10 protein-coding genes are annotated in these 14,253 nt (G+C 42.6%); 7 read left to right on the top strand and 3 right to left on the bottom strand.

Annotated features, from left to right (window positions below; all coding sequences use genetic code 11):
- The first annotated feature begins 6 nt into the window (after positions 1-6).
- The 7 genes from G4420_RS02095 (at position 7) to G4420_RS02065 (ending at position 10,503) form a co-directional block, all read left to right on the top strand.
- Positions 7-1,656: a hypothetical protein gene (locus G4420_RS02095; RefSeq protein ID WP_163321946.1), complete on the top strand. Its 1,650-nt coding sequence runs from the start codon at positions 7-9 to the stop codon at positions 1,654-1,656.
- Positions 1,653-2,378 carry a hypothetical protein gene (locus tag G4420_RS02090; RefSeq protein ID WP_163321945.1) on the top strand — a complete coding sequence of 242 codons (726 nt, stop codon included), beginning with the start codon at positions 1,653-1,655 and terminating at the stop codon, positions 2,376-2,378. Before G4420_RS02095 ends, G4420_RS02090 begins: the two co-directional genes overlap by 4 nt.
- Before the next feature lie 62 nt (positions 2,379-2,440).
- Entirely contained in the window at positions 2,441-3,211 is a 771-nt protein-coding gene (locus tag G4420_RS02085; RefSeq protein ID WP_163321944.1) for an outer membrane beta-barrel protein, read from the top strand.
- Positions 3,212-3,224: 13 nt separating this feature from the next.
- Positions 3,225-4,505 carry an LVIVD repeat-containing protein gene (locus G4420_RS02080; protein WP_163321943.1) on the top strand — a complete coding sequence of 427 codons (1,281 nt, stop codon included), beginning with the start codon at positions 3,225-3,227 and terminating at the stop codon, positions 4,503-4,505.
- Positions 4,506-4,757: 252 nt separating this feature from the next.
- Positions 4,758-5,672, top strand: coding sequence for a lytic transglycosylase domain-containing protein (locus G4420_RS02075; RefSeq protein WP_163321942.1), 915 nt, complete (start codon positions 4,758-4,760; stop codon positions 5,670-5,672).
- 80 nt (positions 5,673-5,752) lie between these two features.
- Positions 5,753-8,626, top strand: coding sequence for an excinuclease ABC subunit UvrA (gene uvrA / locus G4420_RS02070; protein WP_163321941.1), 2,874 nt, complete (start codon positions 5,753-5,755; stop codon positions 8,624-8,626).
- Positions 8,627-8,838: 212 nt separating this feature from the next.
- Positions 8,839-10,503: a nucleoside kinase gene (locus G4420_RS02065; protein WP_163321940.1), complete on the top strand. Its 1,665-nt coding sequence runs from the start codon at positions 8,839-8,841 to the stop codon at positions 10,501-10,503.
- 63 nt (positions 10,504-10,566) lie between these two features.
- Here G4420_RS02065 and G4420_RS02060 read toward each other — a convergent pair whose 3' ends face one another.
- From G4420_RS02060 to G4420_RS02050, 3 genes are all read right to left on the bottom strand, one after another.
- The gene (locus G4420_RS02060; protein ID WP_163321939.1) at positions 10,567-11,865 is read right to left on the bottom strand and encodes an MFS transporter; all 1,299 of its coding nucleotides are present in this window, start codon (positions 11,863-11,865) and stop codon (positions 10,567-10,569) included.
- Between the two features lie 82 nt (positions 11,866-11,947).
- Positions 11,948-12,700 carry a subclass B1 metallo-beta-lactamase gene (gene bla / locus G4420_RS02055; protein ID WP_163321938.1) on the bottom strand — a complete coding sequence of 251 codons (753 nt, stop codon included), beginning with the start codon at positions 12,698-12,700 and terminating at the stop codon, positions 11,948-11,950.
- A 276-nt stretch (positions 12,701-12,976) separates the two neighbouring features.
- Positions 12,977-14,251: an NAD(P)/FAD-dependent oxidoreductase gene (locus G4420_RS02050; protein ID WP_163321937.1), complete on the bottom strand. Its 1,275-nt coding sequence runs from the start codon at positions 14,249-14,251 to the stop codon at positions 12,977-12,979.
- Positions 14,252-14,253: the final 2 nt, after the last annotated feature.

Raw genomic sequence — 14,253 nt, 5'->3', positions numbered from 1 at the left:
GAACTAATGAGCAGAGCATTCAAAATATTATTTCTTGTTGTAATGGTATGTGCCGGGTTAAAATCCATGGCGCAAACCACCGCCAACAGGGAACTTGTAGTTTTTACCGATCGCGATTTTTGTATTTCGGGAGATACGCTATGGTTAAAAGCATATGTACCAAAAGAGTTGCAACGATATGGTAATATTGTTCATTTGCAGCTGGAATCGCAAACCGGAAATTTAATTGCTTCGCGTGCCGTAAAATACAACAATACACAAGCCGAAGGTTTTATTGCTGTACCCGATTCCCTGCAGACCGGATTGTATTTTGTGCATGCCTTTTTTAATGCGCAACGTAACAATGGCGTTCTGAAATGTACAGGCAGGTCGGTATACGTTTATAATCGTTTTGAGGAAGCCATTGAACGGTTACCGGTTGTGGAAGATAAAGCAGCCGTTGTTACACCGGAAAGTGCCGATAACCAGATCGATATTTATCTTGAGGATAAAAATTACCGCCGGCGCGATGAGGTAAAGGGGAGTATTAATACCGGAGATAACGAGTTTGTATACATGGTGGCAAGTGCGCGGATAATTGAACCTTTTTCTCATAAAAATTCAGGTTTTATGAACTTCGGGATGACAGACCGGAATGCAGGTATTCCACCATTCCCTGAAGAAGACGGGGTATTGATAAGTGGTAGTCTTAGCGACCGGGAAACAGGTGATGCAGCCAACAATCTGGTATTGTTAACAGTTACCGGAAACGAAACATATTTTGATTATTATTATCCCGATTCAACAGGGCTGTTTCATTTCTTCCTGCCTGATGCAAGAGGTAATGCCAATCTAATTCTTCAGCCACTTGCTGTTGGCGATAAACTGTTCGATATTGAGCTGACACCGAATTTTATGTCAGCCGCAGAACAACTAAAATTCGACTCCACTTTTGTTAATCCAAAGCAGGCAGAAATTATTGAGAACAGCATAAAAGGTACATTCTTTAATAAACTTTTCAGAGGCGTTTCAATCACAAGTAAGGATGATTTCGAGATGCCAAATCCTTACGGAATGCCATTTTACGGCAGGCCCGATAATCATATAGTTCCCGATCTGTTTATCGATTTGCCCAGTTTTAAGGAAATATCGCGCGAATTACTTATAGGGTTTCAGTACCGCGACAGAAACGATGAGGTTATTTTCAGAATGTTAGACTACGGGCAGGATCGGTTTTTCGACACAGAGCCGCTACGCCTTATCAACGGAATTCCGGTGTTTAAAAATTCATTCTTTCAGGATTTAAAATCTACAGATATAACCTTCATTGATTTGGTAAAAAGTGAGCGTATTTTTGGCGACCTGCGTTTTAATGGCGTGCTCTTCGTGTCGTTAAAAGATAAATCGAATGGCTGGCTGGCGCAACAACCCAATATTTTTCAGCTAAAAGTACCGTGTATCGAATTCCCTAAACAAGCGAACTACAGCCCGAATGCTGAGGGCAGAACACAACCCGATACCCGTAGACAATTTTTAAACGAGGTGGTTGATAATGATAAAGAGTGGCCATTTAGTTTTCAGCTTTCGGATGTAAAAGGCGACCTGGAAATAAAAGTTGAAGCGGTATCAAAATCGGGAAAACTGTACAGAACGTCAAAAATAATATCGGTACAATGAGCGGCTTAATAAAATATACAGGAGTGGTTTTGGGAGTTCTGTTTGCTTTTATTGCGAAGGCTCAGGACATGGGAATCGACACCTATAATCTGAATAGCGAATCCAATAAACTTCAGGGTAAAATGCTTGGCGAAGTTCTTACGCTAAACGCTGAAGTTAATTCCTATTTTTTGTATCCCGACGATTGGGTTCCGGGCGCGGTAAAATTTGTAAACGGCAATGTGTTCGAAAACCTGCGACTGCGCTACCAGGCTTATAGCGATGAACTGATTTCGTATAACGATAACGGACGTTTTTTATACCAGGTTGAGAAAGAGTTGGTAGAGAGCTTTTCGTTTCAGGACGGAAACAAAACGCGCAAGTTTGTTCGCCTCACAAAAAACAACAATCAGCAAACCAATATGTATTTGGAAGAGCTGTATAAAGGAGCCGTTAGTTTAATGGTTAACTGGTATATTTTTGAACAATCGGTTAGTCCTTATAAGGATAGAAACGGGATAACACGAGCCGTTGAATACCAGTTGCACAAAGATTATTATTTATATACCGAGCACGATGGTTTAACGAAAATACGACTTAATCGAGCCGCTTTGCTCTCCCGGTTTCCGGAAAATCAGAAGCAAATACGAAAGCTTCTGCGCCAAAATGGAATACACATAAACAACGAATTCTCAATGGTTAACGCCCTCCGCCTGTTGATCGAAAACAATCTTACAGAATAAAAATTTCTGTTTAACGCAACCAAAACACATCACATTACATCTTCATAAAAACAAAAAACATTATGAAGAAACTACTTGTGCTGCTGTGCATGTCGGTATTGTCGCTTTCCGTTTTTGCGCAATCCGAAAAAGGTCATGTCTACCTGAAAAACGGTTCCATTCTTAAAGGAAAATACACGTATACAAACGACGGAAAACAATTGAAAGTAGAGTCGGCCGGAAATGTATGGATTTTCGATGCCGACGAAGTGGATCACATCGCCTCAAAGCGCGAAGTAAATACAATGTTCGACGAAGAAACGGTAACGGATGTAAAATGGTTTTTCAGAACCGAAATGGGTGTTTTAGCCGGAAACTCGGATAACAGCCAGTCGGCGCCATTTTCCCTTACCGGATCGGCAAACTACCTGGTAGATCAGAATTTATCGGTCGGTCTTGGCTTTGGGGTTGAATTTCTGAAAGAGTCGTATATGCCCGTTTTCGCCAATTTCGAATACCGTTTTAAGAAACAGTTATCAAGCCCCTATGTATTTTTAAAAGCCGGTTACCAGGTTCCTATCGAAGACTCCAACGAAATTTATTACGATGTGTACCCCATCTGGAGCAGTTTTGCACCTTGGCCGCAAGATATGGGGCAAAACGGTTTCGACTGCAAGGGGGGAGTGCTTATTAATCCCGGACTTGGATATCAGCAAATGCTTTCCAATGGTTTAGGGATAAACTTTGCCGTGGGCTACCAGTTTCACCGCCTGAATTATGATGGAGAAAACGACTACTCGCTCGACATCGACTACAACCGCGTAACCGTTAAAATCGGTATTATTTTCAACTAAAAAACCACAGAAAATGAGAACAATCAAAAATATATTCTTGCTACTGTTTATTGCGCTGGCTTTTTCAGCATGTATGGACGAATACACCGAAGAGTTTACGGCCAATTCACCTGTTTATCTGTCGTATGAAGATTTGCGCGCCGGCGTTAAATCTGTCGACTCACGCGATCTTGTAAACCCGGGTAAAATCTATTTTAAAGATGGTTACCTGTTTATTGTTGAAGAATTTGAAGGCGTGCATATTATCGACAATCAAAATCCGGCCGATCCGCAAAATGTGGGGTTTATCGAAATTCCCGGGAATGTGGATATTGCGATAAAAGAGGATATTTTATATGCCGATAGTTACATCGACCTGGTGGCCATCGATATCAGCGATATAAATAACCCCGAAGAAGTTGACCGTGTTGAGGATGTGTTGCCTTATACTTTGCCTCCTGCCGACGAAGATTACCGTTTTGCCGAAGTGGATGAAGAAAAAGGTGTGGTAACCGGCTGGGAAATAAAAAGGGTACGCCAGGAAATGGAATACCATTATTACCCGATATATCGTTGGGGCTACGCCGAAGATGCGATGTTTAATGCCGCTCCGAAATTGAGCAGCGCAGGAGGACAAAGTACATTTGGTGTTGGGGGATCAATGGCGCGCTTTGGTTTGTACGACGATTATTTGTATGCAGTTGATGAAGCCAACCTTCATGTTTTTGATGTAAAAGTTCCCGGAAGTCCATCGGAAATCGGGCAGCAAAACGTTGGTTGGAATGTCGAAACTATGTTTATATACGATAACCATATGTTCTTGGGAACACGATCGGGCATGCGCATTTTTAATATCGAAGTGCCTACCTACCCCGTTTATGTAAGCGATTTTTGGCACGTCACCAGCTGCGATCCGGTGGTAATTGCCGATGGTTACGCATACGTTACCCTGCGTGGCGGAACTACTTGCGGAAGCACGGTTAACCGACTGGATGTACTACAGTTGGCCGATGATTATGTGGACAACGATTTAATCGCATCCTATCCGCTGCATGGCCCGTACGGGCTGGGAATTGATGGCGATGTGCTTTTTGTATGTGATGGTGATGCCGGACTTAAAGTTTACGATGCCGAGGATAAAACTGCCATCGACGACCATATGATCTCGCATTTTGCCAACATTAACACTTACGACGTGATTCCTTTGGGCGGTTACCTCTTTATGATTGGCGACGATGGATTTTACCAGTATGATTATTCTGATTTGCAAAATATTACCCAGGTAAGCCACATTCCTGTTTATCGCGAAGATTGACAGGTGAAGGCACTTTGGGTCCTCCAACTCTTTTAAGATATCTTAAGGCTCGGCAAAACTGTCGGGCCTTTTTATTGTTATACCGTTTAAGGATTTGATTTAATTTAATAATCTGCCGATAGCTATTTGAAACACAATAAACAACAACGTAAATTTATTGGTGTTTTTCAAATACAAATCGGTAATATTCAATCAGTAATCAAGGCAAAATTGTATTTTTGCTGATTGAGTAACTAAAGGAAGAATAGACGGATGAAGAAGAAAATTTGGAGGAGATTTGTAGCACCTTTTTTGGTGGTGATGAACATTGCAGTGGTAGTGGTTATTCTGGTATCAGCGCAATCGGGGAGTACCGAAGTAGTGGTGAATAGTGCGGTAAAATACGAGCCTGTTGAGTTACCCGAAGCGGTTAGTTTTGCCGGAGAAAAAATGCCACTCGAACGGTTTTATGTGAAAGAAGCACTCGACCGCGAACTTCTTTCCAACGCTTATTTTCATTCTCAAACCATTCGCTACATAAAATTGGTGCCACGCTATTTTCCTATTATTGAGCCTATTCTTAAAGAACACGGAATTCCTGATGATTTTAAATACCTGGCGGTAGCCGAAAGTGGTCTGAATCCGCGGGCGATTTCGCCTGCACGGGCAGCTGGTTTCTGGCAGTTGATGGAAGGAACAGGAAAAGATTACGGGCTGGAAATAAACAGCGAAGTCGACGAGCGTTACCACATTGAAAAGGCAACACATGTAGCCTGCGAGTACATTAAAGACGCCTACGAAAAATTCGGAAGCTGGACAATGGTTGCAGCTGCCTATAATCGTGGAATGACGGGGGTTAACCGCCAAATTGAAAGGCAAAAAGAAGATGATTATTACGATTTGCTGATAACCACTGAAACAGCTCGATATGTGTACCGCATCGTTGCCTTGAAATTGTTACTTGAAAATCCGGAGAAGTATAAGTTTTTTATTCCTGAAGAGGATAAATACCAGATTATTCCAACCAAAAAAGTGGAGATTAAAGGTTCGGTAGCCAATTTTACCGACTATGCAAAACAACACGGTGTGAGCTACAAAGTGCTGAAGGATTTTAACCCGTGGCTGCGTGAAAATGAACTCACTTATTCGGGCAGGAAAAGATATTGGGTGGAAATTCCGGAATTGTAAAAGCAGATTACTAAAGTTACATTGGCCCAAACTTGTATTGATTGTGATGCTGAACTGTTAGCAGCGCGAAATTGCTTAAAATGACAAAAAAGAAAGTAGAAACAGATACCGAAGTACAACTGGCAGAACTTGAGTCGGAAGAGAAGATCATCGTTCAGGGAGCCCGTGTGCACAACCTCCGAAACATTGATGTTGATATTCCGCGAAATAAGCTGACTGTTATAACCGGGTTAAGTGGAAGCGGAAAATCATCGCTGGCATTCGACACGATTTATGCCGAGGGGCAACGTCGTTACATCGAAACATTTTCGGCTTATGCGCGCTCGTTTCTGGGAAACATGGAACGCCCCGATGTGGATAAGATCACCGGTTTAAGCCCGGTAATTTCCATTGAACAAAAAGTGACCACCCGAAATCCGCGATCGACAGTAGGCACGGTAACCGAGATTTACGACTTTTTGCGTTTGTTGTATGCCCGTGCCGGCGAAGCATTTTCGTATAACACCGGTGAAAAAATGGTGAAGTACACCGAAGAAAAGATCATTAACCTGATTAAAAGTGATTTTGCCGGGAAACGCATCAATATTCTGGCACCTGTGGTAAAAGGCCGTAAAGGGCATTACCGTGAGCTGTTTGAGCAAATTCGTAGGAAAGGATTCCTTACTGCGCGTATCGATGGAGAATTGACCGAACTGATGCACAACCATAAAGTTGACCGTTACAAAAATCACTTTATTGAAATTCTGATCGATAAGCTGGTGGTTGACGAAGCCAGTACAAAACGCTTGAAAGACAGTGTGCAGACTGCCATGAAACACGGGCACGGAATTTTGATGATCCTCGATCACGATACCAATGAGGCCAAGTATTACAGCCGTTTATTGATGTGTCCGACTACCGGAATTTCGTACAACGAACCGGCACCGCATAATTTTTCGTTCAACTCGCCGCAGGGCGCTTGTCCAAAGTGTAACGGGCTTGGCCGCGTTACCGAGATCGACTTGGATAAGATTATACCCGAGAAAGACAAAAGCATTAACAAAGGTGGAATAGCTCCGCTTGGTCCTTATAAAAACACGCTCATTTTCTGGCAGATCGAAGCGCTTGGAGAGAGGCACGGTTTTACGCTAAAAACGCCGGTAAAAGATATTCCGGAAGAAGGACTGAACGAAGTTTTATTTGGCACCAACGACCGCATTCAGCTAAAAAATACACCTCTTGGTAACAGTCTGAACTATATGATGAGTTACGATGGGGTGATAAAATACATCGACAATCAGCGCGAGGAGAGTACATCGAAAACGGCACAGAAATGGGCCAACCAGTTTGTAAAAACCATTGAGTGCCCCGAGTGTAAAGGTATGCGACTGAAAAATGAATCGTTGCATTTTAAAATCGATGGAAAAAACATTTCGGAGCTGGCAAAAATGGATCTCGACGAATTGGGCGAATGGCTCAATGGTTTGGAAAAGCGTATTTCAGAACGTCAGTTAAAAATTGGTGCTGAGGTGATTAAAGAAATCCGCGATCGTCTTGGTTTTATGTTAGGCGTTGGATTAAATTACCTGGCACTCGACCGAACTGCACAAAGCCTTTCCGGTGGAGAATCGCAGCGTATTCGTTTGGCTACACAAATTGGATCGCAGCTGGTAAACGTGCTTTATATTTTGGATGAGCCAAGTATCGGGCTGCACCACCGCGATAACCTGAAACTAATTCAGGCGCTGGAACAACTGCGCGACTCGGGTAACTCGGTAATTGTAGTGGAACACGACCGCGATACCATGTTACATGCCGATCACCTGATTGATATGGGACCGCATGCCGGTCGTCATGGTGGTGAAGTAGTGGCAGCCGGAACACCGCAGGAAGTGCTGAAATCGAACTCGCTGACGGCCGATTACCTCAACGACAGAAAAAAAATTGAAGTGCCTGCCATACGCAGAAACGGAAATTCAGATATTTTAAAAATCACAGGTTGTTCGGGCAATAACCTGAACAATGTAACGGTTGAAATTCCGCTGGGTAAATTTATCTGCGTTACCGGCGTTTCCGGCTCGGGAAAATCAACGCTGATAAACGAAACGCTGCAGCCCATTTTAAGCCAGCATTTTTATAACTCATTAAAAGATCCGCTGCCTTACAGAAAGGTGGAAGGACTGGAGCTTATCGATAAAGTTATTCGTGTCGATCAATCTCCGATTGGACGCACACCGCGCTCGAATCCGGTTACCTATACCAATGTTTTTGGCGATATCAGAACTCTGTTTGCCCAATTGCCTGAAGCCAAAATCCGTGGTTATAAACCTGGTCGTTTTTCGTTTAACGTAAAAGGTGGACGCTGCGAAGAATGTCAGGGTGGAGGCTTGAAACTTATTGAAATGAACTTCCTGCCCGATGTGTATGTGCATTGCGACAAATGTAATGGCAAACGCTACAACCGCGAAACGCTGGAAGTGCGCTACAAGGGAAAATCCATCAGCGATGTGCTGGACATGACCATCAACCAGGGAGTGGAGTTTTTTGAACATATTCCGTCGATTGCCACTAAGCTGAGTACTTTGCAGGATGTTGGTTTAGGCTACATCACACTGGGGCAGTCGTCAACAACACTTTCGGGAGGTGAATCGCAACGTGTAAAACTGGCGGCCGAGCTGGCAAAACGCGACACCGGAAAAACCATTTATATTCTGGATGAACCTACAACCGGTTTGCATTTCGAGGATGTACGTGTACTGCTCGAGGTGCTGAATAAATTGGTGGAAAAAGGAAATACGGTGATCGTTATCGAGCACAATATGGATGTTATAAAAGTTGCCGATCACATTATTGATGTTGGTCCGGAAGGCGGAAAACACGGTGGCAAAATTCTCTGTACCGGAACACCTGAAGAGGTCTGCAAAAACAAAAAATCGCATACCGCGAAATATCTGAAACAAGAGTTGGGATTGTAAAATCTGTTCTCTGATTTTACCACAAAGAACACCAGGTCAGAATGTATCGCAAATTGACTCGAAAAGATTTCTTCGTGTCTTTATGACTTCGTGTTTTTATTTTGAATTTTATTCTTTCGCAAAGGCTTGTTATCTGCGAAAAACTTTGTTTTCAACTGTAATTGCTCATCGCATTTTCATACATTTACCCGTAGAAACAGATGACAGTTACTATGAAAGACATTGAAATTTATTGCCGAAATACACATACCTCCCATACTTATCCTATGGGCACCTCATTACTAGAAATCAGTAAAGATTTGAATATAAAACTCCAAAACCAGGTTTGCGGTGCTATTGTGAATCACCAGGTTAAGGAGCTGTCGTTTTGCGTGGTAAAACCCAAGCATATCGAGTTTATTGACTTTACACATCCCGATGGAATGAGAATGTACATCAGGAGTTTGATTTTTGTGTTGTACGCCGCCGTTAAGGAAGTTTTTCCGCATGTGGCATTCAAAGTGCAAAACGGCATAAGCAACGGCTATTTTTGTGAATTGCAGGGACTGGAACGCGAAATTTCCGACTCTGATATATTTTCCATTAAACAGGAAATGAATGCGCTAATCGAGGCCGATATTCCTTTTGTAAAGAAAGGAATTATTACGTCGCACGCCGTTGATCTGCTGGCAAAACAGGGTCTGGAGGATAAAGCGCAACTGTTCGAGCAGCAGGGGCGTATGTACTCGTATCTTTATTTCCTGAACGATCTTGGCGATTATTTCTATGGCAACCTTTTGCCCTCAACCGGATACATTTCGAATTATGGACTGGTGCCGTATTTTGATGGTTTGTTGTTGCAGGTTCCCCGGCGAAAACATTTCAAGAAGTTGCATAAAGTCGTGTACAACGACAAACTGTTCGAAATTTTCCAGGAACAAAAAGACTGGGCCGAAATTCTGAACGTTTCCACCATTGGCAGTTTAAACGATTTCGCACTTCAGAACCGCAGTGGCGATATCATAAAAATATCGGAAGCGCTGCACGAGAAAAAGATCGCTGAAATTGCCAACCAGATTTCGGCACGCGGAAACGGAACCAAGGTGGTGTTGGTTGCCGGGCCGTCGGCATCGGGGAAAACCACATTTAGCAAACGACTTGGTGTGCAACTGGCGGTAAACGGAATGCATCCGTACCAGGTGTCGCTCGACGATTATTTTGTTGATCGCGAGCATACCCCAAAAGATGAGCATGGCGAATACGATTTTGAAGCACTAGAAGCCATCGACATTGAGTTTTTTAACCATCAGCTGATCGAACTTTTTGAAGGCAAGGAGGTGCGCTTGCCCAGGTTCGATTTTCATAGCGGCAAACGCGTGTCAAACGGACGAACACTGAAACTCGACAAAGATGATATTCTGATCGTGGAAGGTATTCACGGAATGAATCCGAATTTATTGACCGATGTAAAGGAACAGAACACCTTTAAGATCTTCATATCGGCGCTTACCCAAATCTCAGTAGATGAACATACGCACATCTCTACGGCTGATAACCGCTTGCTGCGGCGAATGATTCGCGACAGCCGATACCGTGGATACCGTGCTTCAGATACGATAAAACGCTGGCCGTCGGTGCGAAAAGGCGAGGAGAAAAATATATTCCCTTACCAGGAAAATGCGGATGTAATGTTTAACTCGGCAACCATATATGAGCTGGCGGTTTTGAAAAAATATGCCGAGCCGATATTAAAGTTAGTGCTCGAAAACCAGCCGGAGTACATGGAGTCGACTCGTTTACTGGAATTCCTGTCGTACTTTAAACCTATTAGTGACGAGGAAATTCCGCCAACCTCTCTACTTCGGGAGTTTTTAGGGGGCAGTAGTTTTGCTTATTAAAGGTTCATTTTTCAGAACACATATGCTTTTTTGACGGGAAAAAGAACTCAATCCGGCAGTTTCTTATATTTGCTCCACATTAGGCAGTTTGTAGCTTTTGTAAGCGCCGGCTAAACCAAGTAGCGACAGAAGCAAAATCACGCCTTCAACCGACAACAGCGAAACCAAAGCACTTAATCCTCCTACCATCAAAAGTATGATGCCGATAACGGTATTACTAACCGACACGTAACTGGTGCGCTCGTTTCCGGTGGCCATATCGATAACATAGGTTTTGCGCCCTAAACGAACGCCTTGATGAGCAATGCCTAAAATAAACAGTACAACAGGATAAAGCCATTTTGCACTTCGTAATGTATCGAAATACGAAATGGTTAAAAAGATAAAAATGCCCAAAACAGATGCGATCAATACCGCCACTGCCATAATATTTTTGCTCGATTTATCGGCATATTTTCCCCAAACCGGCGAGCTTACTATCGATGCAACACCTTTGGCAATAATAAACAATCCAAGCAGGTAGGCTTCTTTTCCCACATACTCCTGTGCCAGGATAACATAAAAGGGGGCCGACAAAGCGGTACACAAAAGCAAGGTGCGGGCAATGATAAAATCCCTGAAATGATTATCGGTTTTTAACAATCTAAAACTTGCCAGGATGCTGTCGTTATCAGAAGATTTGTTTTCAAACGGACCTGGGAATTCCTTAATTCGTGAATAAATAAACGCAGCCACCAGCCATGTTGCGGCGGCAAAAAAGATAATGTTGGTGTAAAAGTTTATGGTAGCATCATTCGACTGATATAGCATAAACAAACCTGCCGCCAGTACCAACACGCCCGACACCGAAACGGAATAACCTTTCATGCGTCCGCGGCGGGTTTTTGGAATGGTTTTCCCGATAATGTCTTTTGAAGTTAGCGAGCTCATACTTCGCGATAAACTAAACAGCACAACCGCGGCAACAATCAGCCATCCGGCAGTAAAGCCTTTAAAGTTGAGCGCAATAATTCCAATGGCCCCGATGGACAGAAACTGCAGCAAGGCGCCAATTACCCACACCCATTTTCGGATGTAGCGTTTGCGAATAAAGGGGGCAAAAAATACCTGGGGCACCATCGATCCCGATTCGCGCAACGGCACAATTAAACTAATGAGGTAAACCGGCGCGCTTACATAGGTCATTAACCAGGTTAAAACGGTTTTTGGGTTGCTCAGCGTATCGCCAAGCTGGGTAAACACATTACTGAAAATTTGTAAAAAGAAATTGTGGGGAACATATTGGCAGGCGTCTTCGGTAATGTCGGTGCAAACACCTTGTTTGTCTCCTTTATTCAGGTAATGGTAAAGTCTTTCAAACATTCTTTGTGCCTCTGCTCAACTATATTGGTGGAATTTATTGGTATAACATTTTAACAGAGCTATGGTTTGTTAAGGCGTGGATTTATTTGTTTTTCTCGATAGCAACCAAATCTATAGTGTGACATAACAGCTCCGATCCTCCCAAAGCACCATGTCCGGGAACTATAATTTTTGCATCAGGATATTTTGTTTTTACCCGCTGAACCGTTGCATCCCAGTCGTTGACAACAGCATCGCTGAGATTTCCAAGATTTGGAGAATTGGCCGATTTTACCAGGCAGCCACCAAACAGAATTTTTTCCGTGGGAAGCCAAACCGTAATGTTGTCAAAGGAATGTCCGGCACCAAAGTAGCGGCATTCAATTGGTGCACCGTAAAAATCAAAAATCAGCGAGTCGGTGAAAGCAGTTGACGGAACCGGAATTCCCAATTCTTTGCATTTTTCGATGGTCATAGAATTTGCAATTGATTCCACTACAATACTGTTAAGATAGGTGATACCCCCCAAACAATCGTTGTGAAAATGGCAGGCGATATGTTTTTCCACTTGGGCAGAGAACGAATTCTGAATGTATGTTGTAAGCTTTTGGGTTTTCTCATTGTCCATCGGCGAGTCAATAAGCAAGGCATGTCCGTTTCGGATAATTACCAAACCATTGGAAGAAAAGCGGCCAAAGTTTTCCAGTTCATCAAAGGTAACATGCAGAAAGATCGAATCCTGAAGATGTACCAGTTGGATATTATCATCTATCTCAATTTTGTCATCGGTTTGCGCATAACAAAAGTTGATTGTAATTATTCCGACTATTAACAGGAAGATGCTTTTGTTACTCATTTTGTTACAGTATTAGGATGAAAAGTAGTTGTTGTGAAAATACTAACTTTACAGTTTGGAGCCGCCCCGAAATGTATAAATTGTTTTTTGTTGAACACCCAAACATCAGGTTGTTAAGTTGTTGAGCCCGGCTTTTGGCATTTTAATTCTGTCTTTTGAGTATTGCAGAGTAGCACTGGCCCAGCTTCGCTAATTCTGTCAATAATTTGTTGACCGCAACAAAATTTGTTGCGAAAATATTCTGGTAAAAAGGCCAAGCTATTTAATATCGATATATTATCTGTTGTCTCTTTCTGTTGGTTTAATAATCATTCTGAAATATTGGTCTTTGTAAATGTAGTATCCCAACCAGTTATACAAGGTTCTTGTTTTGTTTTTAAAATTCACAAGTCCCATTATATGCACAAAAATCCAAATAAGCCAGGCGCTAAAACCTTTTACAGAATATTTCTGCCCCGGGAAATCAAGCACTGCCTTATTTCTCCCAATTATTGCCAACGAGCCTTTGTCGGTGTAATGAAATGGCTTCCAGTTATTGTCTTTCCGCATTAAGTTTTCTGCCAGATTTTTTGCCTGTTGTAGTGCCGGTTGTGCCAATTGTGGGTGTCCGTTGGGATAATTTTTATCGCCGAGCACCAGTGCACAGTCTCCTAACGCATAAATATTATCGTAGGAGTGGACTTGATTAAATTGATTCGTTTTTAATCGTTTGCCAGCTCCAAAACATTCTTCAGAAAAACCCGGAAAAGTTTTTGCCGAAACTCCGGCTGCCCAAATCAGGTTTTTTGATGGAATTTCCTTGCCATTGGATAAATACACGGTTTCGTCGTGAAAATCCTTCACCATTGTATTCATGATTAAATTTACACCCAGTTCCGATAATTTTTTAGCGGTGTACTTCTGGGCATGTTCCGACATGGGGGCTAATACAGATGCTTGTCCGTCAATCAGGCTAATTTCTCCAAGATCTGTTTTCTTTAATTCCGGATAATCCTTTATAATAATCGAACTTCTCATTTCGGCTAAAATACCCGAAAGTTCAACTCCGGTAGGTCCCGCGCCTGCAATAACAAATGTCAGGTGTTTTTTCCGCTCTTCTTCATCGGGTATTCTTGTAGCGCGGTCAAGGCGGGTTAAAATAACATTTCGTAGCGACAATGAATCGCTTATGGTTTTCATTGGCAAACTATCTCTCTCAATGTTTTTGTTCCCAAAAAAGTTTGTCTCGGTACCGGTAGCCATTACTAAAATGTCATATTCCATCTCGCCGTTGCTCAGTATTATTTTGTTCTCTTCGGGTACAACTTTTTCAAGAGAGCCAAGTCGAAAACCGGCGTTTTTAAATTTTCGCAGAATTTTACGAAATGGATAACTTATTGCCGACGGTTCCATAAAACCTGTTGATACCTGGTAAATTAAAGGTGGAAAGAAATTATAGTTGTTGCTGTCGACCAAAACAACCTGGTATTCGGTTGAATTCCCTAACCTTTTTACAAGTTCCAAACCTGCAAAACCTCCTCCCACAACAACAATCTTTTTTGTGTTTTTCATCG

Origin of the sequence: Draconibacterium mangrovi, from assembly GCF_010586825.1 — a bacterium.
GTDB classification, from domain to species: Bacteria; Bacteroidota; Bacteroidia; order Bacteroidales; family Prolixibacteraceae; genus Draconibacterium; species Draconibacterium mangrovi.
This window is presented reverse-complemented; position numbering and strand designations above follow the sequence as displayed.

Bases quoted from the DNA above. Each gene is read 5' to 3' on its own strand.
- G4420_RS02050 (WP_163321937.1), bottom strand. From the start codon at position 14,251: ATGAAAAACACAAAAAAGATTGTTGTTGTGGGAGGAGGTTTTGCAGGT.
- G4420_RS02060 (WP_163321939.1), bottom strand. From the start codon at position 11,865: ATGTTTGAAAGACTTTACCATTACCTGAATAAAGGAGACAAACAAGGT.
- G4420_RS02075 (WP_163321942.1), top strand. From the start codon at position 4,758: ATGAAGAAGAAAATTTGGAGGAGATTTGTAGCACCTTTTTTGGTGGTG.
- G4420_RS02090 (WP_163321945.1), top strand. From the start codon at position 1,653: ATGAGCGGCTTAATAAAATATACAGGAGTGGTTTTGGGAGTTCTGTTT.
- G4420_RS02085 (WP_163321944.1), top strand. From the start codon at position 2,441: ATGAAGAAACTACTTGTGCTGCTGTGCATGTCGGTATTGTCGCTTTCC.
- G4420_RS02065 (WP_163321940.1), top strand. From the start codon at position 8,839: ATGAAAGACATTGAAATTTATTGCCGAAATACACATACCTCCCATACT.
- uvrA (WP_163321941.1), top strand. From the start codon at position 5,753: ATGACAAAAAAGAAAGTAGAAACAGATACCGAAGTACAACTGGCAGAA.
- G4420_RS02095 (WP_163321946.1), top strand. From the start codon at position 7: ATGAGCAGAGCATTCAAAATATTATTTCTTGTTGTAATGGTATGTGCC.
- G4420_RS02080 (WP_163321943.1), top strand. From the start codon at position 3,225: ATGAGAACAATCAAAAATATATTCTTGCTACTGTTTATTGCGCTGGCT.
- bla (WP_163321938.1), bottom strand. From the start codon at position 12,700: ATGAGTAACAAAAGCATCTTCCTGTTAATAGTCGGAATAATTACAATC.